Here is a 23960-nt window from a genome sequence, read left to right on the forward strand (position 1 = left end):
GTGGAACCACCCGATCCCATCCCGAACTCGGAAGTGAAACGCAGCTGCGCCGATGGTAGTGTGGCTCAAGCCATGCGAGAGTAGGTCATCGCCAGGGTTTACACCCAAAACCCCGCTGCTCACGCAGCGGGGTTTTTCTTTATAAGTGAAGGCACTGCGTTTTCCGGGTTCCTTCCGCCCCAAGGGCAAGATCGCGAGCTGGCGCTGCAAGCGCTGCTGCAACCGTCTCCCTGGTGAAATTAGCGCTGTGGCACCACCCGATCCCATCCCGAACTCGGAAGTGAAACGCAGCTGCGCCGATGGTAGTGTGGCTCAAGCCATGCGAGAGTAGGTCATCGCCAGGGTTTACACCCAAAACCCCGCTGCTTACGCAGCGGGGTTTTTCTTTGTGCGTAGCAAACGCCGGTAGTGCCGGCCGCTGGCCGGCAACCCGATGGCGTTACATCGCCCGGTAGATTCATGCCATGCGTGGGTGAGATGGTCCCCACGGAAGGCGGTGCCAACCGAGGTTGGCACCCACCAATGGCAGAGCGTACAAAAAAGCGGCGCCCCGTGGGGCGCCGCTTTGACCTCAACGATGTTCAGTCGAGCATGGCTCGACCCTGCTTTGCAGCGGCCGCAGCCTTGTCCTTCATCATCGCGTCGCGGGCAGCCTTGAACGGGTTGCCTTCGTACCAGTTCGGCCAACGATCGCCACCGGCCAGTTCCTTGCCCACGCCGTACATCAACTGAAGGTCTTCGACGGTACCGTCCAGCTTCCAGGTGGCCGCGTCGAACTCGTCCTTCGGGCCGTGGTAACGGTTGGCGCCGTAGTCGGCTGCGGCCTTGCGGCCAGCGTCAACGCCGCCCTCGCGCAGGTCCTCGCCGCCATCGGCGTACAGGGCCGGCACGCCGGCTTTGGCGAAGTTGAAGTGGTCCGAGCGGAAGTAGAAGCCGCTCTGCACCGACGTCTCACCATGCAGCGTGCGGTCCTGGGCAGCGGCCAGCGGCTTGAGGATGTCCTCCAGCTCCGAACTGCCGAAGCCGGTGACGGTCACGTCCTTGGCACGGCCGGCCACTGACATCGCGTCGATGTTGATCACGCCAGCAATCTTGTCCAGCGGGAAAGTCGGATGGGCAACGTAGTACTTCGAACCCAGCAGGCCGGATTCTTCCAGGGTCACCGCCAGGAACACCACCGAGCGCTCCGGCTTCGGATCCTGGTGCGCCATGGCTTCGGCCACTTCGAGAATACCGGCGACGCCGGTCGCATTATCGACGGCGCCGTTGTAGATGTTGTCGCCGGTCTCGCCCTCATGCTTGCCCAGGTGATCCCAGTGCGCCATGTACAGCACCGCCTCGTCAGCGCGCTTGCTACCCGGCAGCACACCCACCACGTTGCGCGACTGCTTCTGTGCGATCTGGCTCTTCAGGTCGACCGCAGCGGTGGCCTTCAGCGGCACCGGCTTGAAACCGCGCTTGCTGGCATCCTTGTAGGCCTGCGCCAGGTCCAGGCCGGCTCCGGCAAACAGCGCCTTGGCCGCGTCGGCACTCAGCCAGCCCTGCACCGGAATACGGGCTTCCGGGTCATCCTTGGCCGGCAGGTCGTACTGCGGGCCAGCCCAGGAATTCTTCACCACGTCCCAGCCGTAGGACGCGCCGGCGGTGTCGTGCACGATCAGCGCGGCAGCGGCCCCCTTGCGGGCAGCCTCCTCGAACTTGTACGTCCAGCGGCCGTAGTAGGTCATGCGCTTGCCGTCGAACAGCTTCTCGTCGTCGACATGGAAGCCCGGATCGTTGACGAACATCACGACGGTCTTGCCCTTCCAGTCCTGGCCGGCGTAGTCGTTCCACTTCTGCTCCGGCGCATCGACGCCATAGCCGACGAACACCAGATCGCTGGCATCGACCTTCACCTCGGCCTGGCCGGTACGGGTGCCGACCACCATGTCGGTGCCGAACTTCAGTTCGGTGGTCTTGCCACCCTGGGTGATCTTCAGCACGGTCGATTCGTCGGCCGTGGTCTCGGTCATCGGTACATCCTGGAACCAGCTGTCGCCGTTGCCGGGCTGCAGGCCGATGCGCTGCATCTGGTCGCGGATGTAGTTGACCGTCAGTTCTTCGCCCTTGCTGCCCGGCGCGCGGCCTTCGAACTCATCCGAAGCCAGGGTCTTGACCATCTCGGCGAAGTCGCCGGCATTGATCTCCGGGGAGAACGCATGCGCAGCCGGCTTGGCAGCTGTGGTGTCGGTGGCCGGCGCGGGCGCCGGAGTGTCTTCGCCTTTGCAGGCACTGAGCGCGGCCGCAGCGGCCAGGCACAGGAGGAGTTTGCGGGGCATCGTCGATTCCTGGGTAACAAAGGGCGGCCGCGCGTCGTGCACGACCGGTGTCAGCGAGTATCACCGAACCCGAAGGCGCGGTGCGCTCAGTCCGCCGGAGCGGTTTCGGTGTCGAACGGGATCGGCTCGGCGCCGGTGACCGGGCCGATGCGCGCAGTGCGATGCACGTACAGCACCACCTCGCGTTCGAACTGCAGTGGACCCTTGACCACGGCATTCGGGCCGATGATCACACGCGGCTTGCGGCTGGCGGTCAGCGAGACACTGAAGTTCGGCTTGCGCACATGCACGCCGCCGTTGACCTGCGAACCGATACCGACGGTGATGTCACCGTTGACGGTCTCCACGTCCTTGCCGACGCGGCTTTCGACCAGGCCGATGCCACCATTGACGGTCTCGACACCGCCTTCGACCTGGCTGCCGCGATCGGTGAAGATGCTGCCGTTGACGGTGCTGACGCCGCCGCTGGCGATCACTTCGCGGCCCAGGCGTACGCCGCCGTTGACCGTTTCGATCTTGCCGGTGCGCGCGCCGTCGGCGACCTTGACCCCGCCGTTGACGGTGTCGATGCTGCCGGTCTCGACGCCTTCGCCGACGCGGATGCCGCCGTTGACGGTGTCCAGCTTGCCGTAGCGCTGGCCGGGTTCGGCGCTGATGCTGCCGTTGACCTTGCTGATGTTCTCCTGCGCACAGACCGGCCCGGTGGCCAGCAGTACGCCCAACAGCAACGGAATGGAAAGAACTTTCATGGCGACCTCGATGGATGTGCGGCTGGCAGGCCGCGTGCGGAGATGTCACCATTCCCCGGTAGCCCCCGCAACTGCCTGAAGTCACTGGAAAGCCCTTGCGCGACAACGTCTTCCCATCACGCCGACATCACATCGCCGCTGCCCGCGGCGGTCGCTGCCTGCTGCTGGGGCTGGCGTTTGCGCTGGCCCTGCCGCTGCCCAGCGGTGCGCAGACCACCCGCGAGACCGAGCGCAAGCTGCAGAAACTGCGCAGTGAGCTGAAGGGCGTGGCGCAGGAGCGACGGCAGATCGAGGGCCAGCGCGGGCAGGCGTCGCAGCAGCTGCGCGAGGCCGACGAGAAGGTGGCACGCACCGGCCGCGCGCTCGCGCAGACCGAAGCCGCGCTGCGCGAGCAGGCCCAGGCCCTGGCCGAAGCCGAGCAGCGCCGCAGTATCCTGCAGGGCAACCTCGCCCAGCAGCACCGCGAACTGGCCGGGCTGCTGCGTGCGGCCTATCAGCTGGGCAACCACGCACCGCTGAAACTACTGCTGTCGCAGGATACCGTGGCCGATGCGAATCGTGCCCTGGCCTACCATCGCTACCTGCAGCGCGAGCGTGCGCAGCGCATCACCACGCTGACAGCCGACCTGAAAGAGCTGGAAGCGCTGCAGGCGCAGATCGCCGAGCGCAAGCAGAAGCTGCAGGGGGCGCAGCAGGACCAGAAGCGGCAGGCAGCCGCGCTGGAAGCGGACCGCCGCGATCGCGCCAAGACCGTGGCCTCGCTGGACGAACGCTTCAAGGACCAGCGCGAGAAGGAACAGGCGCTGGGCCAGGACGCCAAGGCGCTGGAAACATTGCTGGCCAACCTGCGAGCGGCCGCTGCCCGTGCGGAGGCCGAGCGCCGCGCGGCTGCACGCCGTGCGGCAGCGGAGAAGGCCGCCGCCGAACGTGCTGCACGCCAAGCCGCCGCACAGGGCCGGCCGCCACCGCCACCGACCAAGGTGACGCCTGCGGTCGCATCGGCACCGGCGCCGAAGGTGGGCGGCCTGGGCTGGCCGTTGTCCGGCAACCTGCTGGCCCGCTATGGCGGCAAGCTGCCCGATGGCCGCACCAGCAGTGGCGTGCTGATCGGCGCACCGGCTGGCAGCACGGTCACCGCCGTGGCCGATGGCACCGTGGTGTTCTCCGACTGGATGACCGGCTACGGCATGATCCTGATCGTCGACCACGGCAACGGCTACATGAGCCTGTACGCGCACAACGACACCCTGCTGAAGGATGCCGGTGCGCGGGTCAGCCGCGGTGATGCAGTGGCCAAGGTCGGCAATTCGGGTGGCCAAGGTGTCACCGCGCTGTACTTCGAGCTGCGTCGTGGCGGGCAGCCGGTCAACCCGGACAGCTGGCTGCAGCGGCGCTGAACCCGGCTCGTTACGCACGGGCCGGATTCAACGGGAATTTAGCTGTGCTTCGCGCATAATCGGTGCATGTGCCTTGGGCACCATGCCACCGTCGACAGGAGTGATCCATGCGCGCAGCCCGTACCGCCACCCTCTTGCTGGCCCTGTTGCCAGCGCTGTCCTGGGCGCAGCAGACCGCGCCCGCCCCCAGCCCGGAAACCAGCGGGCAGGCAGCGAACAGCGAGGAGGCGGTGACCTCGAAGGTGCCGTTGGAGGACATCCGCCGTTTCGTGGCCGTGTACAACGCGGTGCGCGCCGCCTATGTCGACCCGGTCGATGACAAGAAGCTGATGCAGTCAGCCGTGCGTGGCCTGCTGCTCGACCTTGATCCGCACAGCACCTACTTCAACAAGGAAGACGCGCAGGCTTTCGACGAGCAGGCCAACGGTGCCTACGAGGGCATCGGCGTGGAGCTGCAGCAGCAGCCGGACAACGCCAGCATGAAGGTGATCGCGCCGATCGACGACACACCGGCAGCCAAGGCCGGCATCCTTGCCGGCGATCTGATCATCGCCATCGACGGCAAGCCGATCAGCGCCATCGATGCGAGTGAACCGCTGCGCGGCCCAGCCGGCAGCAAGGTGGTGCTGACCATCGTGCGCGAAGGCAAGCCGAAGCCGTTCGATGTCAGCCTCACCCGCCAGACCATCCGCGTGACCAGCGTGCGCAGCCGCCTGCTGGAACCCGGCTATGGCTACATCCGCCTGAGCACCTTCCAGGCCGATACCGGCTCGGACTTTCAGAAGCACGTGCAGCAGCTGCAGAAGCAGTCCGGTGGCCAGCTCAAGGGCCTGGTGCTGGATCTGCGCAGCAATCCGGGTGGCCTGCTGACGGCCGCCGTGCAGGTAGCCGACGATCTGCTCGACAAGGGCAACATCGTCAGCACCCGTGGCCGCATCAGCATCAGCGATGCCCGATTCGACGCGACCCCAGGCGACCTGCTGAAGGGTGCACCGGTGGTGGTACTGGCCGATGCCGGTTCGGCCAGTGCCTCGGAAGTGCTCGCCGGCGCGCTGCGCGACAACAAGCGCGCCCGAGTGGTTGGCAGCCGCACCTTTGGCAAGGGCTCGGTGCAGACCGTGTTGCCGCTGGACAACGGTGATTCGGTGAAGCTGACCACCGCGCGCTATTACACGCCCAGCGGCAAGTCGATCCAGGCCACCGGCATCGTACCGGATGTTGAGTTGAAGCCCGCCGCTACGTCGGCGGAGGATGCCCTGCCGGCCAGCCTGAGCGATTACAGCGAAGCCACCCTGCCAGGCCATCTGCGCGGCGACGACGAAGGCACCGAGGGCTACCACGCCGGTGCGGTGCTGCCGGGCGACGGCCCGATCAACGACGCGCTGGCCGAGCTGAAGAACCCCGGTTCGGTGGCTGCACGGTTGAAGGCCGAGGCCGAGAAGGCGGATGCCGCCAAGACCGCGAAGGCCGCTGCGGCGAAGCCGGAAGCGAAGGTCGAACCTAAGCTGGAAGCAAAGCCGGAAGCAAAGCCCGCACCGGCCCCGGCGAAGCCGTGAGGTAGCGCCGGGCCATGCCCGGCGGACGCCCCGTTCATCCGGAAGGCGGCGCAGCCGAGGTGTCGCCCGATAGAATCGATCCATGGATGATTCGAACCTCGCGACCACGATCAGCCAACTGCTTGGTCGCGATCCGCTGCCGATTGACCGTGCCACTGGCTTGCTGGAATCCTTGGCGAGTCGCCATGGAATTGATCCGTGCCTCGTCTATTGGTGGACCGGCAAAGCGTCGGCTGATCAGACGATCCTATACGACGGCAGCGATGAAGGCCTTTCCTGCTTGGCGAAACTGCTGGCGGAAGTGAACGGCGAAATCTGCTTGGTAGCGTCAGATGAGCGCGCATTGCCGTGGCCGATCTGGACTCTGCAGGCAAGTGAACTGATTCCTTTGCTCGGCGAGTTGCCGTTCTTTGAGTACTTCGTGGTGCTGGATGACGGCGCTACGCTGCTGTTCGATACCCACCACAACACGTTGGTGGTCAGTCGCGAGTGACGCATTCAGCATCATCGCGGACGGAGCAGATCCATATCGATGAAGGAGTCGAGCACGCTCGACGCTACGAACCGGCCGGTGAGCGTGGAGCCAGCCAGCGGCCGGCACTACCCGGCGTCAGAAGCCGTGGCGCTTGCGCAGGCGGCGGGCGATGGCCGCCCGCACGTAGACCCCGTACACCACGCCGAACACGAAGCCGCCGATGTGCGCCCACCAGGCCACCATGCCGAAGCTGGGGCCGATGTGGGCGAACACCACCTGCAGTGCCGCCCAGACGCCGATCAACAGATAGGCCGGCGCGCGCACGAACTCCAGGAACAGGCCGAGCGGGATCACCACGCCCAGCCGCGCGCCAGGGAACAGGGCCAGATACGCACCGATCAGGGCCGACACCGCGCCGCTGGCGCCGATGATGATCTGGTCCGGGCTGCCCATGGTGTAGATCGCGACCAGGTTCGACACTGCGCCGCCGACCAGGAACAGCAGCAGCAGCCGCCACGGCCCCAGCACCCGCTCGGCGGGCAGGCCGAAGATCAGCAGGAACACCAGGTTGCCCAGCAGATGTGACCAGTCGGCGTGCAGGAACAGGGCGGTGAACAGGCGCAGCACGCTGCCGTCCTGCAGGGTCGCCCACCAGTCCAGCGGGTGGGTCAGTCCGGTGGACAGGGCGCCCCAGTCCAGCCAGAGGCTGCCGCGGGCATCGTCCGGCCGCGAGATCGACCACAGGAACGCCAACCACAGTGCCGCAAACAGCACGGGCGTGGCCCAGCGCAGGGCCGCCTTCTTGCGGGACGGGAGGGAGACGAACATGGCACTAGCCTAGCGTGCGGGCGCTTGCGGCGGGGATTGTCCTGTTCAGCTTTCGAGACGAGAAAACCGACCGCACCGTTATTGTTTCATTAACGGCTCTGGGTAATACTCGCATACGGCGTCGTATGTCGGGAGGGGAATCCGGCGCGCTCCGATGGGTCCCAGGACCTGTCGGGCGCAGGCGCACTCAGAGCACCATCACCGCTTACCGGAGAGAGAGAGAACTACGATGCAAACCGCTTCCACCATTGCCCGACTGACCCTGCTGGCCGTCGGCGTTGCCGGTGCGCTGGCCGCCGCCGATGCCAATGCTGCCGCCTTCCAGCTGAAGGAAAACAGCGCCAAGGGCCTGGGCCGCGCGTTCGCCGGCTCCACCTCGACCGAAGGTGACGCCTCGGTCATCGCCACCAACCCGGCCTCCATGCGCCTGCTCGACGGCACCCTGGTCCAGGGCGACGTCAGCGCCATCAGCTTCGGCGCCAAGTTCCGCGGCCAGGGCCAGTACGGCAACGGCGCGCCGATTTCCGGTGGCAACGGCGGCGACGCCGGCATGATCGCCCCGGTTCCGGCCGCGTACTTCCACGTGCCGTTCGGCGAGAACGACAACATGCACTTCGGTGCATCGCTGACCGTGCCGTTCGGCTTCAAGACCGAATACGACCGCGACTGGGTCGGCCGCTACAATGGCGTCAAGACCGAGCTGCAGGCGATCGACCTGGGCGTGGCGTTCTCCTATGACGTCAACCCGTACCTGTCGTTCGGTGCTTCGGTGTTCGCTGAGCGCCTGAACGTCGACCTGACCAGCGCTGTCGACACCGGCACCGCGATCAACGCCACCGCCCAGCGCACCGCGGCGGCGCGTGTGCTGGCTGCAGGCGGCACCCCGGCCCAGGCTGCGGCGGCGTCGCAGGCGGCTGCACGCCAGGCCGCCCAGCTCGGCTTCTCGCCGGGCACCGCCGATGGCTACCTGCGCATCAAGGGCGACGAAGTGTCGGTCGGCTACACCCTGGGCATGACGGTTACCCCGGTGGAAGGCACCAACATCGCCTTCAGCTACCGCTCGAAGGTCGAGCACAAGATCACCGACGGCAAGGCCGACTTCACCATCCCGCAGAACGCTGCCGCCTTCCTGGCCACTGCCGCCCCGGGTACCTTCATCGACAGCAACGGCCGCGCCACCATCACCCTGCCGGCCAGCGCCACCATGGGCTTCACCCATCGCGTGAACGACCAGTGGCAGATCATGGCCGAGGTCACGCGCACGGCGTGGAGCAAGTTCGACCAGGTCACCGTCGACTATGACTCCAACCAGCCGGACAGCGTGCTGCCGTTCCACTACCGCGACACCACCTTCGCGTCGATCGGTACCGATTTCCGCGTGAACGACAAGCTGACCCTGCGTGGCGGCCTGGCCTACGACCAGACCCCGACCACCGACGCCCACCGTGACGTGCGCGTGCCGGACACCACCCGCAAGTGGCTGTCGCTGGGCCTGACCTATGCCGCTTCGGACAAGATGGAATACAGCGTGGGTTACACCCACCTGTTCACCAAGGATCCGAACATCACCTCGACCTCGGCCACTGCCAACACCGTGACCGGCAAGTACAAGGTGAGCGGCGACGTGCTGGCGGCGTCGATGCAGTACAAGTTCTGATTCGGGCGATTGCCTGAAGCAGTACGAGGAGAGCCCCGCGCAAGCGGGGCTTTCTTTTTGCGGAGGGTATCCACGCATGGCATGGATCTATTGGTCCGACGACGCAGGGCGCGGATCTACGCGACAATGGTGCGATGAACCTGTCCGACCCGAGCTTCCAGCTGGAGCTGGCCGCCAACATCGCCGTCGCCGGCTCGATCCTGTTGGCCGGCCGCAACAACGTGCACACCTGGTGGCTGGGCATCGTCGGCTGTGCATTGTTTGCTGCCGTGTTCGAACGCTCGCACCTGTACGCGGACATGGTGCTGCAGTTCTTCTTCATCGCCATCAGCGTGCTGGGCTGGTGGCAGTGGCTGCGCGGCGATCATGGTGCGCCGTTGCCGATTACTTCATTGCGGCCGCGTGCCTGGGCCTGGCTGGCGCCGCTGGCGGTAGTGGCCACCTTCGGCTACGGCTGGATGCTGACCCGACTGACCAATGCCTATGCGCCGTACATCGATTCGGCGGTACTGGTGTTGAGCGTGATCGCGCAGATCCTGATGATGCGGCGCAAGCTGGAGTCGTGGTGGGTCTGGCTGCTGGTAAACACCGTTGCAGTGCCGCTGTACTACAGCCGTGGCCTGCACCTGACCTCGATCCTGTACATCGGTTTCTGGGTCAATGCACTTGTTGCTCTCGGGCACTGGCGCAATCTGATGCGGGCCGAGGCCACGACGGCACCTGAATTCCTGTAGAGCCGAGCCCACGCTCGGCTGCGCCAGGAAAGCCGAGCGTGGGCTCGGCTCTACAGGCAAAGTACAAAAAACCCCGCTTTCGCGGGGTTTCTCGTTTGCCGCATCAACCGGGCGATCAGTCGCCCAGGGTCAGCAGCGAAGCGTTGCCGCCGGCGGCGGTGGTGTTCACCGTCACCGTCTTTTCGGTGGCAAAGCGCAGCAGGTAGTGCGGGCCGCCGGCCTTCGGGCCGGTGCCGGACAGGCCCTGGCCGCCGAACGGCTGCACGCCGACCACTGCACCGATCTGGTTGCGGTTGACGTACACGTTGCCGACATGGACGCCATTGCTGATGCGGTCAACGGTTTCGTCGATGCGCGAATGCACGCCCAGGGTCAGGCCGTAGCCAGTAGCGTTGATCTGGTCGATCACCGCGTCGAGCTGGTCGCCCTTCCAGCGGATCACGTGCAGGACCGGACCGAAGACTTCCTTCTGCAGCTGGCCCAGGTCCTTCAGTTCGTATGCGCGCGGCGCGAAGAAGGTGCCGTGCGCCGTTTCGGCGGACAGCTCGGCGGCGGCGATCAGGCGCGCTTCGCGGTCCATGCGCTCAGCGTGTTCCTGCAGGATCTTCAGCGCGTCGGCGTCGATCACCGGGCCGACGTCGGTAGACAGCAGGCCCGGGTTGCCGACCTTCAGTTCCTTCATCGCACCGGCCAGCATGGTCATCACCTTGTCGGCGATGTCGTCCTGCACGAACAGCACGCGCGCGGCCGAGCAACGCTGGCCGGCGGAGGTGAAGGCCGAACCGATCGCGTCCTTGACCAGCTGTTCCGGCAGCGCCGAGGAATCGGCGATGAAGGCGTTCTGGCCACCGGTCTCGGCGATCAGCACGCCGATGGCGGCGTCACGCGCGGCCATCGCACGGTTGATCGCACGGGCGGTCTCGGTGGAGCCGGTGAAGGCCACGCCGGCCACGCGCGGGTCGGCGGTCAGCGCTGCACCCACGGTGGCGCCGTCGCCCGGCAGGAACTGCACCACCTCGGCCGGCACGCCGGCATCGTGCAGCAGCTTCACCGCGTAGTAGCCGATCAGGTTGGTCTGCTCGGCCGGCTTGGCGATGACGCTGTTGCCGGCGGCCAGTGCGGCGGCGACCTGGCCCAGGAAGATCGCCAGCGGGAAGTTCCACGGGCTGATGCAGACGAACACGCCGCGGCCGTGCAGCTGCAGCTCGTTGGATTCACCGGTCGGGCTGGGCAGCTTCTCGGCGTGGCTGAACTGCTCGCGCGCCTGCTTGGCGTAGTAGCGCAGGAAATCCACGGCTTCGCGCACTTCGGCGATGCTGTCGGGCAGGCTCTTGCCGGCTTCCTTCACGCACAGCGCCATGAACTCCGGCATGCGCGCTTCCAGCTGGTCGGCGGCGTGCTCGAGGATGGCGGCGCGGCTGGCGGCCGGGGTGCGGTTCCAGGCCGGTTGTGCGGCCACGGCGTTGGCCAGGGCCTTCTGCACGGTGGCGGCATCGGCGGCCAGCCACTGGCCGACCACTTCGCGGGTGTCGGCCGGGTTGGTCACCGGCAGCGCGGCGCCGGCCGGGTTGGCACCCGGTACCAGCGGCGAGGCCTGCCACGGCTTCACGGCGGCGTTGAGCTGCTCGGCCAGGGCGCGCAGTTCGTTGTCGTTGGCGAGGTTGGCGCCCATGGAGTTCTTCCTGTCGTGGTTCTGGCTGCGCAGCAGGTCAACCGGCAGCGGGATCTTGGGATGCGGAATCGATTCGAACGAGGCGACCATCTCGACCGGATCGCGGATCAGGTCGGCGATCGGCACGCGCTCGTCGGTGATGCGGTTGACGAAGCTGGAGTTGGCACCGTTTTCCAGCAGGCGGCGCACCAGGTACGGCAGCAGGTCTTCGTGCGAACCGACCGGGGCGTACACGCGGCAGGGCAGGTTCAAGCGATCGGCCGGCACCACTTCGGCGTACAGGTCGTCGCCCATGCCGTGCAGCTTCTGGTGCTCGTACACGCCGCCGTTGGCGATGCTGCGCACGGCCGCGATGGTGTGCGCGTTGTGCGTGGCGAACATCGGGTAGATCGCATCCGCATGGGTGAACAGCCGCTTGGCGCAGGCCAGGTAGGACACATCGGTGTTCTGCTTACGGGTGAACACCGGGTAGCCCGGGTAGCCTTCGATCTGCGCGCGCTTGATCTCGGCATCCCAGTAGGCGCCCTTGACCAGGCGCACCTGCAGGCGGCGGCCGGCGCGGCGTGCCATGTCGGCCAGGTGGTCGATCGTGTACGGCGTGCGCTTCTGGTAGGCCTGCACGACCACGCCGAAGCCATCCCAGCCGGCCAGCGAGGCGTCGGAGAACACCTGCTCGATGATGTCCAGCGACAGTTCCAGGCGATCGGACTCTTCGGCGTCGACGGTGCAGCCGATGCCATAGCTCTTGGCCAGCTGCGCCAGTTCCAGCACGCCCGGCACCAGGTCTTTCAGCACGCGCTCGCGCTTGGCGTGCTCGTAGCGCGGGTACAGCGCCGACAGCTTGATCGAGATGCCCGGCGCGTTGTTGACGTCGCCATCCGGACGGCCGCCGCGTGCCTTGTGATCGCCCCCGATGGCGTGGATCGCACGACGGTAGTCTTCCAGGTAGCGCAGCGCGTCCTTCATGGTCAGCGCGCCTTCGCCCAGCATGTCGAACGAGTAGCGGTAGCTGGCGTTGTCGCCCTTGTGCGAGCGCGCCAGCGCTTCGCTGATGGTGCGGCCCATGACGAACTGGTGGCCCATGATCTTCATGGCCTGGCGCACGGCCAGGCGCACCACCGGCTCACCGACGCGGCCGACCAGGCGCTTGAATGCGCTGGGCGCATCGGCGCGCGTGGCGTCGTTCATCTGCACCAGCTTGCCGGTCAGCATCAGGCCCCAGGTGGAGGCATTGACCAGCACCGAGTCGCTGCCGCCCAGGTGCTTTTCCCAGTCGGCATCGGCCAGCTTGTCGCGGATCAGCTTGTCGGCGGTGTCCTGGTCCGGAATACGCAGCAGCGCTTCGGCCACGCACATCAGCAGCACGCCTTCCTCGCTGCCCAGGTCGTACTGGCGCATGAAGGCTTCGATCGCGCCCTGGTCCTTGGCACGCACGCGCACGCGGCCGACCAGGTCGGCGGCCAGCGCCTGCACCCTGGCCTGTTCCTCGGCGGGCAGGCGCGCCTGCGCCAGCAGCTCGCGGACGTGGCTGGCCTCGTCCTTCAACCAGGCATCGGTGATGGCCTGGCGGAACGGGTTGGGGGGCGCCGGCAGTTCCGGCGACAGCAGCGCGCCCGGACGCGGGGCGTCGTGGGCGGCAGGGGAGGAGGAAGGTGCGTTCATGCCGGTCCGGCCAGTGGAAAACTTGGCGATTTTAATCATTTTTGCGGCCTTCGGAAGTGCCACGCAGACACCTTCATGAAGGGCTGATAGCCACTAACGGTGGTGGATTCGGCGTGTTCAGCAAACCCGGCGATATTTGTGCTGAATTCGTCATCCGTGCCGCCGACCGCATGCTGTGTTGCAGCATCGGAAAAAGTGTGAATGCACCCTTGCTACCGGCGAGAGGGCGGGGCTACCATCGAGACGTTTCCCGCGGCAGGAACGCGGTTGCGACATGATCGAGGTGCTTCCAGCTCCGGATGGGTCAGGTACGCAGCTGCGGCTGCGTCCCCCACGGGCGCTCGATGCCCGGCAGTTCGTCCTGTTGTTCACCGTGTTGTCGGGTGCGATGTGGCTGGTGTCCGCCCTCGGGTGGTTGGCCGGCAATGCGTTCGCCCCCCTGTTCGCGCTGCTGTACAGCCTGGTGCTGGCGGCGGCGCTGCGTGCCTTGTGGCGCAGCGGTGAACGGCAGGAGGAGATCCGGGTAGTGCCGGCGTACGTGGAGGTCATCCCCGTACCCGGTGGATCGCCGGTGTTCCGGGCCCACCCCCATTGGGTGCGCCTGCTCACCGACGATGAGAGGGTCCGGCTGGCGTCCAGCGGCCGGCAGGTGGAGGTGGGGAGTTTCCTCGCGCCGGCCGAACGTCAGACGCTTGCAGAGACACTTGAAAGCTTGCTCGCCGCCAGCGATGGCGGCAACCGACGACGCTAAGGGTCTAGGCAATGAAGCAAAGCAGCAGGTGGGGCACGAAGTGCGTGAACGCGGTTGCCGCAGTGCTGGCGACCGGGGGACTGATGCCGGCGTTGGCCTGGGCCCAGGCGGCCGATCCGAAGCCGTGGCAGCTGAACATGGGCAAGGGGGTGACCCAGACCTCGCGCCTGGCCTGGGAATCGAACAACCTTTCGTTGATCATCTGCACGGTGATCGGCGTCATCGTGTTCGGCGCGATGGCCTACGCCATCTTCAAGTTCCGCAAATCCAAGGGCGCGGTCGCCGCCACCTTCAGCCATAACACCAAGGCCGAGATCATCTGGACGGTGATCCCGGTGATCATCCTGATCGTGATGGCCTGGCCGGCCACCGCCAACCTGATCAAGATGTACGACACCCGCGATGCCGAGATGACGGTGAAGGTCACCGGCTACCAGTGGATGTGGAAATACGAATACCTCGGCGAGAACGTCACCTTCACCAGCCGCCTGGACCGCGAGTCCGACCGCGTGCGGCAGAGTGGCATCGTGCCGACCCGCGAAAGCCATCCGCACTACCTGCTGGATGTCGACAACCGCCTGGTGCTGCCGGTCGATACCAAGGTGCGCTTCGTCATTACTTCCGATGATGTGATCCACGCCTGGTGGGTGCCGGCGCTGGGCTGGAAGCAGGACGCCATCCCCGGCTTCATCAACGAAGCCTGGACCCGCATCGAGCAGCCCGGTGTCTACCGCGGCCAGTGCGCCGAGCTGTGCGGCAAGGACCACGGCTTCATGCCGATCGTGGTCGAGGCGGTGTCCAAGGAGGACTTCAGGAAGTGGCTGGCGCAGCGCAAGCCGGCGCCGCCCGCCGAGCCCGCCACGCCTGCGGCACCTGCCGAACCGACTGCACCGGCGGGCGAGGCACCGGCTGCGCCTGCTGCTGCCGAAGCGGGCAGCGCGCCTGCCAGCGCGGCCAGCGGAGCGTGATGTAAAGCCCGCGGCCGCTCGCGGCCGTGGTGACAACCGATTCTGAGAGGTGTTTTGCAATGGCGCACTCGGCAGTTGGGCACGACGATCACCATCACCACCAGAGCTTCTTCGAGCGTTGGTTCTTCTCGACCAACCACAAGGACATCGGCACGCTGTACCTCGGTTTCAGCTTCATCATGTTCATCATCGGCGCGGCGATGAGCGTGGTGATCCGCGCCGAGCTGGCGCAGCCGGGCCTGCAGTTCGTCAAGCCCGAGTTCTTCAACCAGATGACCACCGTGCATGCGCTGGTGATGATCTTCGGTGGCGTGATGCCGGCCTTCGTCGGCCTGGCCAACTGGATGATCCCGCTGCAGATCGGCGCGCCGGACATGGCGCTGCCGCGCATGAACAACTGGTCGTTCTGGTTGCTGCCGGTGGCTTTCAGCCTGCTGCTGCTGACCCTGTTCCTACCCGGTGGTGCCCCGGCGGGTGGCTGGACGCTGTATCCGCCGCTGTCGCTGCAGGGCGGCTACAACGTGGCCTTCAGCGTGTTCGCCATCCACGTGGCCGGCATCAGTTCGATCATGGGTGCGATCAACATCATCGCCACTGTGCTGAACATGCGCGCGCCGGGCATCGACCTGCTGAAGATGCCGATCTTCTGCTGGGCCTGGCTGATCACCGCCTTCCTGCTGATCGCGGTGATGCCGGTGCTGGCCGGTGCGGTGACCATGCTGCTGACCGACAAGTTCTTCGGCACCAGCTTCTTCAATGCCGCCGGTGGCGGTGACCCGGTGATGTACCAGCACATCTTCTGGTTCTTCGGCCATCCCGAGGTCTACATCATGATCCTGCCCGCCTTCGGCGTGGTCAGCGAGATCATCCCGACCTTCAGCCGCAAGCCGCTCTTCGGCTACCAGGCGATGGTGTACGCCACCGCCGCGATCGCGTTCCTGTCGTTCATCGTCTGGGCCCACCACATGTTCACCGTGGGCATGCCGCTGGGCGGCGAGATCTACTTCATGTTCGCCACCATGCTGATCTCGATCCCGACCGGCGTGAAGGTGTTCAACTGGGTCAGCACCATGTGGCGTGGCTCGCTGACGTTCGAGGCACCGATGCTGTGGTCGGTGGCCTTCGTCATCCTGTTCACCATCGGTGGCTTCTCCGGCCTGATGCTGGCGATCGTCGCCGCCGACTTCCAGTACCACGACACCTACTTCGTGGTCGCCCACTTCCACTACGTGCTGGTGACCGGTGCGGTGTTCGCGCTGATCGCCGCGGTGTACTACTGGTGGCCGAAGTGGACCGGGCGGATGTACAGCGAGAAGTGGGCCAAGGTGCACTTCTGGTGGTCGATCGTATTCGTCAACCTGTTGTTCTTCCCGCAGCATTTCCTCGGCCTGGCCGGCATGCCGCGCCGCATTCCCGACTACAGCGTGGCGTTTGCCGACTGGAACCTGATCAGCTCGATCGGTGCGTTCGGCATGTTCGTCACCCCGTTCATGATGGCCGCGATCCTGCTGTCGTCGCTGCGCAGCGGTGAGAAGGCCGAAGCACGCAGCTGGGAAGGTGCACGCGGGCTGGAGTGGACGCTGCCGTCGCCGGCACCGGCGCACACCTTCACCACGCCGCCGACCATCCGCCCGGGGGATCTGGCGCATGACGACATCACGCATTGAGGTGGGGCATGCATAACGAGAGCCCACTGCAGACCTGTAGAGCCGAGTCATGCTCGGCTGGCGTGGAGCAGCCGAGCATGGCTCGGCTCTACAACAGCCCGGGCGACGCCCCGGAAAACGGCATCGAACAGCAGCGCCAGCGCGCCAGGCGCACGGCGATGTGGGTCGGCGCCATCGCGGTGCTGGTCTACGTCGGCTTCATCCTCAGCGGGGTGATCGGCCGATGAGCGAGGCGCCAGCCAGCACACCGTCTCGCAGTGCCGGGCTGCCGCGCCTGATCGGCGTGGCGGTGGCGGTGTTCCTGCTGACCTTCTCGCTGGTGCCGCTGTACCGCATTGCCTGCGAAAAGGTATTCGGCGTGCGCCTGGAACGCGGCCCGGGTGGTGAAGCCAGTACGGGTGCTGCAGCTGGCAAGCGCACCGTGCGGGTGGAGTTCGATGGCGGCGTCAATTCGCGCCTGCCGTGGTCGTTCCATCCCGAGCAGCTGACCATGGATGTGGTGCCCGGCGAACTCAACGAGGCGCTGTACTTCGCCCGCAACGACAGCCAGCAGGCGGTGGTCGGCAGTGCGGTGCCTTCGGTGGCGCCGGCGCGTGCCTCGGGCTTCTTCAGCAAGACCGAATGTTTCTGTTTCACCGCGCAGACGCTGCAGGCCGGCGAGAAGCGCGACATGCCGGTGCGTTTCATCGTCGATCCGGACCTGCCGCCGGAGATCAAGACGATCACCTTGTCCTACACCTTCTACCGCAACGACGCGCTGTCCGATCGGCTGGCCCCGGCCGCCACCTCGGACGGCGCGCACGCCGCACCCTGACCCGGATACCGACATGGCCCAGACACCGACCGACGCCAACGTGTACTTCGTCCCGGCCCAGAGCAAATGGCCGTTCGTGGGCTCCATCGCGATGATGGTGACCATGGTGGGCGTGGCCAGCTGGCTCAACGATGCCAGCTGGGGGCGCTGGACGTTCTACATCGGTATCGCGATGCTGGTGCTGACGTTGTTCTGGTGGTTCAGCGACGTGGTGCGCGAATCGCAGGCGGGCAACTACAACCACCAGGTCGATGGCTCGTTCCGGATGGGGATGATCTGGTTCATCTTCTCCGAAGTGATGTTCTTCGGCGCCTTCTTTGGCGCGCTGTTCTACACCCGCAACCTGGGCCTGTCGTGGCTGAGCGGCGAAGGCCGCGGGGTGATGACCAACGAGCTGCTCTGGCAGGGTTATTCCGCCGGCTGGCCGACCAACGGGCCGGCGGCGATCGGTGGCGCGTTCCAGACCATCCCGGCCTGGGGCCTGCCGCTGATCAACACGCTGATCCTGCTGACCTCCGGCGTGACCTTGACCATCGCCCACCACGCGCTGAAGGCCGGCAACCGCCGCCAGCTGCTGATCTGGCTGGGCCTGACCGTGGTGCTTGGCCTGGGCTTCCTGACCCTGCAGGCGGAGGAGTACATCCACGCTTACAAAGAACTGAACCTGACGCTCGGCTCGGGCATCTACGGTTCAACCTTTTTCATGCTGACCGGCTTCCACGGCGCGCACGTGCTGCTGGGCACGATCATGCTGATCGTGATGTGGCTGCGTTCGGCCAAGGGACACTTCACCCGCGACAACCATTTCGGTTTCGAAGCCGCCGCGTGGTACTGGCACTTCGTCGACGTGGTGTGGCTGATGCTGTTCCTGTTCGTCTACGTGCTTTGACCGCGCACGCATCGGTGGCCTCAGCCGCCGACGCCGTGCGGCTTGATCCAGCCCATGTAGATGCTCACGATCACCAGCAGGATCAACGCGACCGACACCCCGATGCGGCGTGTCAGTGCGTTGACCGTGCGCTTGGTCTGGCCGCGGTCGACCAGCAGGTAATACAGGCCGGCGCCCAGATTCCAGACGATGACGATCAGAAACGCGATTACCAGCAGGGTCTTCAGCGAATCACTCATGCGCGGCTCGAGGGCAGGGTGGATGTGCCTATCTGACCGCGTTTGCGCGGACTTGTCATGATGCGCCAGCACACGCGCGTGCTCGGATGGCTGCTGGCCGTGCTGGCAATGGCCGGTTTCACCGCATTGGGGCTGTGGCAGCTGCAGCGCATGCATGCCAAACAGGCAATGTTGGATGCACAGGGTCCAGCCGCAGCGCAGGTACTGTCGTTGGCGCAGGCGCTGGCAGCGCCCGGTGCGTTGCATGGCGTGGCCGACCACGGTCGCTTCCTGCCCGGCGTAGTGCTGCTGGACAACCAGACCCGGCACGGCCGTGCCGGCGTGAAGATCTACCGCCCGTTCCGCAGTGACGAGGGCAGTGTGTTGCTGGTCGATCTGGGATGGCGCGCGCTGCCGCCGGATCGCACGCTTCCGGAGGTGCCGTCGCCGCCTTCGCCGGTGGCCGTACGTGGGTTGCTGGCGCCGCCGCCGTCAGCAGGACTGGCACTGGGCCCGGCGTTCTCCACCACCGATGAAGCGGGCCGCTGGCTGGCCAGCCGGTTGCCGGCCGAAGGCCTGGCCCGCGCGCTGGGGGTACAGTCACTTCCCGATCGTGTACTGCGCCTGGACCCGGCGCTGCCCTTCGGCGACGAACGTGATCTGGACCTGCTGCCGAACACGCTGCCGCCGCAGCGCCACCTGGGCTACGCCGTGCAGTGGTTCGGCCTGGCCCTGACCGTGCTGGTGGTCGTGCTGGTACTGGAGTGGCGCAGGCGACGTGCTGCCCGGTAGTGCCGGCCGCTGGCCGGCAACCCCCGCATTCCTGGATGCCGGCCAGCGGCCGGCACTACCGCGGCGTCACACCCGCATCCCTCACCCAACCATGAGAAAATGCCCCGCATGAACACTGCTACGTCCCCGCAGGCGCGCGGTTCCGGCCGCCGGACCCTGGTGCTGCTGTTTGCCGTGTTCTTCGGGGCGATGGCGCTGGCCGCCGTGCTGCGCTTCTCTGGCTGGCAGCCCACCGGGCACCGCAATGCCGGCCAGCTGCTGAAGCCGCCGGTGGACCTGCGCCAGCAGGCGCCCACCCTGGCCAACGGCCAGCCGTACCCTTGGAACCCCGAAGCCCGTACCTGGCGCCTGCTGGTGGCACCGTCCGGCGCCTGCGACGCGCCGTGCGTCACTTTGTCGCAGGGACTGGGCAAGGTGTGGCAGCTGTTCGGCCATAACGCCGATAATGTCGAGATCCTGTGGCTGGGAACGCCACCGGCGTCGATCGCCTCGCTGCCCGCGCTGCGGCCGCTGGCTCCGTCGCCAGCCCTGCGCGCGGCGCTGCCCGGCGTCGATGATCCGGCTGGACTGCCGGTCTACGTGATCGATCCGAACGGCTTCGTGATCATGCGCCATGCCCCCGGTAGTGATCTGGGCGGCCTGCGCAAGGACATGGCCACGTTGCTGAAACTGAAGTGAGTCCCGTTTGATGAGCCTTTCCGCGCGTCCGGCGCTGCACCGCAATTTCCACCGCCTGGCGTGGTTCGCCATGATCATGACGGCGAGCACGATCATGTTCGGCGCGTTCGTACGCCTGTCCGATGCCGGCCTGAGCTGTCCGGACTGGCCGACCTGCTATGGCCAGGCCACCTGGCCGCAGCACGTGGAAGAGACCATCGGCCACCCGGCGGCGGAGATCCGCCCGCTGGAGACCCACAAGGCCTGGCGTGAGCAGGTGCACCGGTTCCTGGCCGGCGCACTGGGCATCGAGATCCTGACCCTGGCGCTGCTGGCCACGCGCAAGCGGCGATTCGGAAGCACGGCGGTGGTGACCGCCTGCGTGCTGGTGGCCGCCGGCATACCGCTGTACATGATGGGCTGGCATGGCACCGCCAGTACCTTGGCTCTGATCGGCGAGGCGATCCTGCTGATCGCCGCGCTGCGCTGGAGCAACATCGACCTGGCGCGCGCTGCACTGCTGACCCTTGCCGTGGTGATCTTCCAGGCCTTGCTGGGCATGTGGACGGTGACCCTGCTGCTCAAACCCATCGTGGTGATGGGCCATCTGCTGGGCGGCATGCTGATGTTCGCGCTGCTGGTGTGGATGGCCTGGCGCGCAACGCACATGCCGATCACCCTGGCCGAAGCACCGAAGCTGAAGTGGTTGCTGCGCATCGGCGTGGCGGTGCTGGTCACCCAGATCGCACTGGGCGGCTGGGTCAGTGCCAACTACGCGGCGCTGGCCTGCGGCGGCGGCAGCGCCTCGCTGGACAACTTCCCGCGCTGTGCCAACCAGTGGTGGCCGCAGCACAACTTCGTCGAAGGCTTCACCCTGTGGCGTGGCATCGGCGTGGACTACGAAGGCGGCGTGCTCGATGGCGCCTCGCGTATCGCCATCCAGATGGCCCATCGCCTGTTCGCCGTGGTGGTGGCCGTCTACCTGCTGTGGCTGGGCGTGCGCCTGTTCCGTTTGCCGAGCATGCGCGGCTGGGCCAGCGCGCTGATCGCGCTGCTGGTGCTGCAGGTCACCCTCGGCATCCTCAATGTGAAGCTGGCGCTGCCGCTGGAAGTGGCGGTGGCCCACAACGGCGTGGCCGTTGCCCTGTTGTTCGTGCTGGTCAGCCTGCTGGCCCGCCTGCGCGCCCCGGACTGACTCCATGTTTTCCAATTACCGCCAGTACTGGGACCTGACAAAGCCCAAGGTCGTTGCCCTGATCGTCTTCACCGCCCTGGTCGGCATGGTCCTGGCAATCCCGGGCGTGCCCACCTGGGAGCAGGTGCGCGCCGGCGTGCTCGGTTTCCTCGGCATCTGGCTGGCGGCCTCGGCCGCAGCCGCCATCAACCAGCTGCTGGACGCGCACATCGATGCGCAGATGGCGCGCACCTCGTGGCGTCCGCTGGTGGTGGGCAAGGTCAAGCCATGGCAGGTGCTGGTGTTTGCCGGCGTGCTGATCGTGCTGTCGATGACCATCCTGGTGCTGTGGGTGAACCTGATCACCGCCGTGCTGACCTTCGCCTCGCTGATCGGCTACGCGGTGATCTACACCGTGTACCTCAAGCGTGCGACCTCGCAGAACATCGTCATCGGTGGCCTGGCCGGCGCGATGCCGCCGATGCTGGGCTGGGCGGCGGTGACCGGCATGCAGGGCTCGTCGGACTGGGCGTACTCGTCGCTGCTGGTGCTGATCATCTTCATCTGGACCCCGCCGCACTTCTGGGCGCTGGCGATCTTCCGCCGCGAGGACTACGCCAAGGCGGAGATCCCGATGCTGCCGGTGACCCATGGCGTGGTGCATACCCGCAAGCAGATCATGGCGTATTCGGTGGTGCTGGCGCTGGTGTGCCTGTTGCCATACCTGGTGGGCATGAGCGGTGCGTTCTACCTGGGCGGCGCGATCGTGCTCAACGCGGTGTTCCTCTGGTACGCCTGGCGCATGCTCAACCCGCCGGATGAGCTGTTCTCGATGAAGATGTTCTATTACTCCATCGTCTACCTGATGGCGCTGTTCGCCTTCCTGCTGGTGGACCACTGGATCCTGCCCTGGTTGTAAAGCGCCACCTGTAGAGCCGAGCCCATGCTCGGCTGAGGGGTGGTTGGAAGAGCAGCCGAGCGTGGGCTCGGCTCTACACTTGATCTCTTCCAGCGGCGTCGCCATTACTGTTCCTGACCGCAAAGGAAAGGAAGGCGCAGGGATGCATTCGATCTTCCGTTGGACCGCTGCGCTGCTGCTGGCGCTGGGTGTGGCCCTCACCGCGCATGCCGATGACACCGCCGCGCAGATCCGCCAGCATGCCGGTGAGCACCGCCTGCTGGTACTGGGCGAATTCCACGGCACCCGCGAGACCCCATTGCTGGTACGCCAGCTGGTGGACGACTACAGCCGCAACGGCCCGGTCCTGCTGGCGCTGGAACTGCCACGCGCCGAGAACCCTGTGCTGCGCGGCTATCTGGAATCCGATGGCGGGGCCACGGCGCGCCGGCACCTGCGCGGCCGCGCGTTCTGGACCGTGCGCGATGACCAGCATGATGGTCGCCGCAGCCGTGACATGCTGGCGATGATCGAAGGCCTGCGTGTGCTGAAGGCGCAGGGGCGCGTGATAGAAGTGGTTGGCTATGACGTCAATGCCAGCAGTGGCGGCAACCAGGCGCGCGATGACTTCATGGCAGCCGAGTTGCGACGGCTCTATCGAGGGTTGCCAGACAATGCACGCATGCTGGTGCTGACCGGCAATGTCCACGCCATGCTGCGGCGGCCGGAAGGTATGCCGCCGGAAATGCAGAGGCGGCCGATGGCCTCCCAGCTGCGGGACCTGGATATCTACAGCGTGCGGTTGGGTGCGCAACGTGGTCAGACGTGGGGATGCGCGGGCGGTTGCATGGCGCGGCCACTTCGAGAGCAGGTTGCCACGGGGCCGCGGGTCGCTGCAGGGGCGGAACGGCCGTACGACCTGTGGGTATGGATGCCGGAACTGAGCGTCGGGACGCTGGTGGATCCGTAGCGTCAGGCAAGCCATCCACGCATGGCGTGGATCTACTCCGGATCACAGGTGTCAGCCGAGCGCGGGCTCGGCTCTACAGTAGATCCACGCCATGCGTGGATGTTCTCCCCATCGGGTCAGGGCTTGCGTCGCGCGTAGCGCTGCGCGATCACGCCGCAGACGATCAGCTGGATCTGGTGGTAGATCATCACCGGTAGCACGATCGCGCCGAGGCTGCCGCCGGCGAACAGCACCTTGGCGATTGGCACGCCGGTGGCCAGGCTCTTCTTCGAGCCGCAGAACACGATGGCGATCTCGTCCTCGCGGTTGAAACGCAGGCGACGCGCGATGAAGGTGATCAGCGGCATGGCGATGCCGAGCAGCACGGCAGCCACCACGGCCACGGCCAGCAACGAAAACAGCGGCGTCTTGCTCCACAACCCTTCGGTCACCGCTTCGCCGAACGCCGAATACACCACCAGCAGGATCGTGCCCTGGTCGGTGTAGCGCAGCAGCGCGCGCTGCTTCTCCACCCAGCCGGCAATCCACGGCCGCAGCAGGTGGCCGGCCACGAACGGCACCAGCAGCTGCAGCATGATGCCGCCGATCGCGTGCAGCGGGTCGTGCACGCCGCCGGAGGTGCCCGCCAGCGCGGTCAGCAGCAGCGGGGTCAGGAATACGCCGAGGATGCTCGACAACGAGGCGCTGCACACCGCTGCGGGCACGTTGCCATGCGCCATCGAGGTGAACGCGATGGACGACTGCACGGTGGAGGGCAGGGTGCACAGGAACAGCACGCCCAGGTACAGCTCCGGCGTCAGCAGCCAGCCCGACAGTGGCTTGAACATCAGCCCCAGCAGCGGGAACAGGAGGAAGGTGCAGGCCAGGATGGTCAGGTGCAGCCGCCAGTGCAGCATGCCGCCAATGATCGACTCGCGCGGCAGGCGTGCGCCATGCAGGAAGAACAACGCCGCGATGGCGACCGTGGTGACATCGTCCAGGACGATGGCGGCGGCGCCCTTCATCGGCAGCAGGGAGGCCAGGCCGACGGTGCACAGCAGGGCGAGGGTGAAGTTGTCCGGTCGCAGGCGCGACCACCAGCGGGTCATGGTGGGCAGAGTCCTTGGTGCGGAGG

General features: G+C 66.4%; 22 protein-coding genes and 2 rRNA genes. 18 read left to right on the forward strand and 6 right to left on the reverse strand.

Annotation, left to right across the window (positions count from 1 at the left end; translation table 11 throughout):
- A 5S ribosomal RNA gene (gene rrf / locus AC5P9W_RS10990) occupies window positions 1–97 on the forward strand; the annotation flags it as partial.
- A 132-nt stretch (window positions 98–229) separates the two neighbouring features.
- A 5S ribosomal RNA gene (gene rrf, locus AC5P9W_RS10995) occupies window positions 230–344 on the forward strand.
- A 237-nt stretch (window positions 345–581) separates the two neighbouring features.
- Here rrf (AC5P9W_RS10995) and AC5P9W_RS11000 read toward each other — a convergent pair.
- Complete coding sequence (locus tag AC5P9W_RS11000) at window positions 582–2318, reverse strand: M28 family metallopeptidase (protein ID WP_495219200.1); 1737 nt, start codon at window positions 2316–2318, stop codon at window positions 582–584.
- Window positions 2319–2404: 86 nt separating this feature from the next.
- Window positions 2405–3067, reverse strand: a complete 663-nt coding sequence (locus AC5P9W_RS11005; protein ID WP_111098425.1) for a DUF4097 family beta strand repeat-containing protein — start codon at window positions 3065–3067, stop codon at window positions 2405–2407.
- A gap of 95 nt (window positions 3068–3162) precedes the next feature.
- Between AC5P9W_RS11005 and AC5P9W_RS11010 the strand changes: the two genes are divergently transcribed.
- The 3 genes from AC5P9W_RS11010 to AC5P9W_RS11020 all read left to right on the forward strand — a co-directional run bounded on the left by AC5P9W_RS11010 (window position 3163) and on the right by AC5P9W_RS11020 (window position 6513).
- A complete protein-coding gene (locus tag AC5P9W_RS11010) occupies window positions 3163–4464 on the forward strand; it encodes a murein hydrolase activator EnvC family protein (RefSeq protein ID WP_111098424.1) in 1302 nt (433 codons plus the stop codon).
- A 107-nt stretch (window positions 4465–4571) separates the two neighbouring features.
- Window positions 4572–6020, forward strand: coding sequence for a S41 family peptidase (locus AC5P9W_RS11015; protein ID WP_457894716.1), 1449 nt, complete (start codon window positions 4572–4574; stop codon window positions 6018–6020).
- 82 nt (window positions 6021–6102) lie between these two features.
- Window positions 6103–6513, forward strand: a complete 411-nt coding sequence (locus tag AC5P9W_RS11020) for a hypothetical protein (protein WP_005414993.1) — start codon at window positions 6103–6105, stop codon at window positions 6511–6513.
- Window positions 6514–6630: 117 nt separating this feature from the next.
- Here AC5P9W_RS11020 and AC5P9W_RS11025 read toward each other — a convergent pair whose 3' ends face one another.
- Window positions 6631–7323 (reverse strand): rhomboid family intramembrane serine protease, encoded by a 693-nt coding sequence (locus tag AC5P9W_RS11025; protein ID WP_019662230.1) that lies wholly within the window; start codon window positions 7321–7323, stop codon window positions 6631–6633.
- Window positions 7324–7552: 229 nt separating this feature from the next.
- Here AC5P9W_RS11025 and AC5P9W_RS11030 point away from each other — a divergent pair, with 229 nt between their 5' ends.
- Together AC5P9W_RS11030 and pnuC are read left to right on the forward strand one after the other, a co-directional pair.
- The gene (locus AC5P9W_RS11030; RefSeq protein ID WP_021202924.1) at window positions 7553–8980 is read left to right on the forward strand and encodes an outer membrane protein transport protein; all 1428 of its coding nucleotides are present in this window, start codon (window positions 7553–7555) and stop codon (window positions 8978–8980) included.
- 134 nt (window positions 8981–9114) lie between these two features.
- The gene (gene pnuC / locus AC5P9W_RS11035; protein WP_019662228.1) at window positions 9115–9714 is read left to right on the forward strand and encodes a nicotinamide riboside transporter PnuC; all 600 of its coding nucleotides are present in this window, start codon (window positions 9115–9117) and stop codon (window positions 9712–9714) included.
- 115 nt (window positions 9715–9829) lie between these two features.
- Here the strand turns inward: pnuC and putA are convergent, their stop codons facing one another.
- Window positions 9830–13048 (reverse strand): bifunctional proline dehydrogenase/L-glutamate gamma-semialdehyde dehydrogenase PutA, encoded by a 3219-nt coding sequence (putA, locus tag AC5P9W_RS11040; RefSeq protein WP_111102235.1) that lies wholly within the window; start codon window positions 13046–13048, stop codon window positions 9830–9832.
- Between the two features lie 274 nt (window positions 13049–13322).
- Here putA and AC5P9W_RS11045 point away from each other — a divergent pair, with 274 nt between their 5' ends.
- The 6 genes from AC5P9W_RS11045 to AC5P9W_RS11070 are packed head-to-tail and all read left to right on the forward strand — an operon-like array spanning window position 13323 to window position 18137.
- A complete protein-coding gene (locus tag AC5P9W_RS11045) occupies window positions 13323–13799 on the forward strand; it encodes a DUF2244 domain-containing protein (RefSeq protein WP_004153894.1) in 477 nt (158 codons plus the stop codon).
- An 11-nt stretch (window positions 13800–13810) separates the two neighbouring features.
- Window positions 13811–14767, forward strand: a complete 957-nt coding sequence (gene coxB, locus AC5P9W_RS11050) for a cytochrome c oxidase subunit II (protein ID WP_206621592.1) — start codon at window positions 13811–13813, stop codon at window positions 14765–14767.
- Window positions 14768–14826: 59 nt separating this feature from the next.
- Window positions 14827–16434: a cytochrome c oxidase subunit I gene (gene ctaD, locus AC5P9W_RS11055; protein WP_111102237.1), complete on the forward strand. Its 1608-nt coding sequence runs from the start codon at window positions 14827–14829 to the stop codon at window positions 16432–16434.
- Window positions 16435–16442: 8 nt separating this feature from the next.
- Window positions 16443–16661 carry a hypothetical protein gene (locus AC5P9W_RS11060; protein WP_031269936.1) on the forward strand — a complete coding sequence of 73 codons (219 nt, stop codon included), beginning with the start codon at window positions 16443–16445 and terminating at the stop codon, window positions 16659–16661.
- Window positions 16658–17248, forward strand: coding sequence for a cytochrome c oxidase assembly protein (locus AC5P9W_RS11065; RefSeq protein ID WP_019662223.1), 591 nt, complete (start codon window positions 16658–16660; stop codon window positions 17246–17248). Before AC5P9W_RS11060 ends, AC5P9W_RS11065 begins: the two co-directional genes overlap by 4 nt.
- Window positions 17249–17261: 13 nt before the next feature.
- Window positions 17262–18137 (forward strand): cytochrome c oxidase subunit 3, encoded by an 876-nt coding sequence (locus AC5P9W_RS11070; protein WP_005407793.1) that lies wholly within the window; start codon window positions 17262–17264, stop codon window positions 18135–18137.
- A gap of 20 nt (window positions 18138–18157) precedes the next feature.
- On the opposite strand, the gene AC5P9W_RS11075 is transcribed toward AC5P9W_RS11070, so the two are convergent.
- On the reverse strand, window positions 18158–18376 hold the full coding sequence (locus AC5P9W_RS11075; RefSeq protein ID WP_021202930.1) for a twin transmembrane helix small protein: 219 nt from the start codon (window positions 18374–18376) through the stop codon (window positions 18158–18160).
- 57 nt (window positions 18377–18433) lie between these two features.
- Between AC5P9W_RS11075 and AC5P9W_RS11080 the strand changes: the two genes are divergently transcribed.
- The 5 genes from AC5P9W_RS11080 (at window position 18434) to AC5P9W_RS11100 (ending at window position 22846) form a co-directional block, all read left to right on the forward strand.
- On the forward strand, window positions 18434–19147 hold the full coding sequence (locus AC5P9W_RS11080; protein WP_111102239.1) for an SURF1 family protein: 714 nt from the start codon (window positions 18434–18436) through the stop codon (window positions 19145–19147).
- A 108-nt stretch (window positions 19148–19255) separates the two neighbouring features.
- Window positions 19256–19825, forward strand: a complete 570-nt coding sequence (locus AC5P9W_RS11085) for a redox-active disulfide-containing membrane protein (protein ID WP_031269939.1) — start codon at window positions 19256–19258, stop codon at window positions 19823–19825.
- 10 nt (window positions 19826–19835) lie between these two features.
- Complete coding sequence (locus AC5P9W_RS11090) at window positions 19836–20999, forward strand: COX15/CtaA family protein (protein WP_021202932.1); 1164 nt, start codon at window positions 19836–19838, stop codon at window positions 20997–20999.
- A gap of 4 nt (window positions 21000–21003) precedes the next feature.
- Entirely contained in the window at window positions 21004–21897 is an 894-nt protein-coding gene (gene cyoE, locus AC5P9W_RS11095; protein ID WP_111098419.1) for a heme o synthase, read from the forward strand.
- Between the two features lie 142 nt (window positions 21898–22039).
- Window positions 22040–22846 carry a calcium-binding protein gene (locus tag AC5P9W_RS11100; protein WP_111098418.1) on the forward strand — a complete coding sequence of 269 codons (807 nt, stop codon included), beginning with the start codon at window positions 22040–22042 and terminating at the stop codon, window positions 22844–22846.
- Window positions 22847–22962: 116 nt separating this feature from the next.
- On the opposite strand, the gene AC5P9W_RS11105 is transcribed toward AC5P9W_RS11100, so the two are convergent.
- Window positions 22963–23934 (reverse strand): bile acid:sodium symporter family protein, encoded by a 972-nt coding sequence (locus AC5P9W_RS11105; RefSeq protein ID WP_021202935.1) that lies wholly within the window; start codon window positions 23932–23934, stop codon window positions 22963–22965.
- Window positions 23935–23960: the final 26 nt, after the last annotated feature.

The sequence above is a fragment of the Stenotrophomonas sp. YJH_SMC_33 genome (assembly GCF_059372295.1).

Bases quoted from the DNA above. Each gene is read 5' to 3' on its own strand.
- AC5P9W_RS11000 (WP_495219200.1), bottom strand. From the start codon at position 2,318: ATGCCCCGCAAACTCCTCCTGTGCCTGGCCGCTGCGGCCGCGCTCAGT.
- AC5P9W_RS11005 (WP_111098425.1), bottom strand. From the start codon at position 3,067: ATGAAAGTTCTTTCCATTCCGTTGCTGTTGGGCGTACTGCTGGCCACC.
- AC5P9W_RS11015 (WP_457894716.1), top strand. From the start codon at position 4,572: ATGCGCGCAGCCCGTACCGCCACCCTCTTGCTGGCCCTGTTGCCAGCG.
- AC5P9W_RS11020 (WP_005414993.1), top strand. From the start codon at position 6,103: ATGGATGATTCGAACCTCGCGACCACGATCAGCCAACTGCTTGGTCGC.
- AC5P9W_RS11025 (WP_019662230.1), bottom strand. From the start codon at position 7,323: ATGTTCGTCTCCCTCCCGTCCCGCAAGAAGGCGGCCCTGCGCTGGGCC.
- AC5P9W_RS11030 (WP_021202924.1), top strand. From the start codon at position 7,553: ATGCAAACCGCTTCCACCATTGCCCGACTGACCCTGCTGGCCGTCGGC.
- pnuC (WP_019662228.1), top strand. From the start codon at position 9,115: ATGAACCTGTCCGACCCGAGCTTCCAGCTGGAGCTGGCCGCCAACATC.
- putA (WP_111102235.1), bottom strand. From the start codon at position 13,048: ATGAACGCACCTTCCTCCTCCCCTGCCGCCCACGACGCCCCGCGTCCG.
- AC5P9W_RS11045 (WP_004153894.1), top strand. From the start codon at position 13,323: ATGATCGAGGTGCTTCCAGCTCCGGATGGGTCAGGTACGCAGCTGCGG.
- coxB (WP_206621592.1), top strand. From the start codon at position 13,811: ATGAAGCAAAGCAGCAGGTGGGGCACGAAGTGCGTGAACGCGGTTGCC.
- ctaD (WP_111102237.1), top strand. From the start codon at position 14,827: ATGGCGCACTCGGCAGTTGGGCACGACGATCACCATCACCACCAGAGC.
- AC5P9W_RS11060 (WP_031269936.1), top strand. From the start codon at position 16,443: ATGCATAACGAGAGCCCACTGCAGACCTGTAGAGCCGAGTCATGCTCG.
- AC5P9W_RS11065 (WP_019662223.1), top strand. From the start codon at position 16,658: ATGAGCGAGGCGCCAGCCAGCACACCGTCTCGCAGTGCCGGGCTGCCG.
- AC5P9W_RS11070 (WP_005407793.1), top strand. From the start codon at position 17,262: ATGGCCCAGACACCGACCGACGCCAACGTGTACTTCGTCCCGGCCCAG.
- AC5P9W_RS11075 (WP_021202930.1), bottom strand. From the start codon at position 18,376: ATGAGTGATTCGCTGAAGACCCTGCTGGTAATCGCGTTTCTGATCGTC.
- AC5P9W_RS11080 (WP_111102239.1), top strand. From the start codon at position 18,434: ATGATGCGCCAGCACACGCGCGTGCTCGGATGGCTGCTGGCCGTGCTG.
- AC5P9W_RS11085 (WP_031269939.1), top strand. From the start codon at position 19,256: ATGAACACTGCTACGTCCCCGCAGGCGCGCGGTTCCGGCCGCCGGACC.
- AC5P9W_RS11090 (WP_021202932.1), top strand. From the start codon at position 19,836: ATGAGCCTTTCCGCGCGTCCGGCGCTGCACCGCAATTTCCACCGCCTG.
- cyoE (WP_111098419.1), top strand. From the start codon at position 21,004: ATGTTTTCCAATTACCGCCAGTACTGGGACCTGACAAAGCCCAAGGTC.
- AC5P9W_RS11100 (WP_111098418.1), top strand. From the start codon at position 22,040: ATGCATTCGATCTTCCGTTGGACCGCTGCGCTGCTGCTGGCGCTGGGT.
- AC5P9W_RS11105 (WP_021202935.1), bottom strand. From the start codon at position 23,934: ATGACCCGCTGGTGGTCGCGCCTGCGACCGGACAACTTCACCCTCGCC.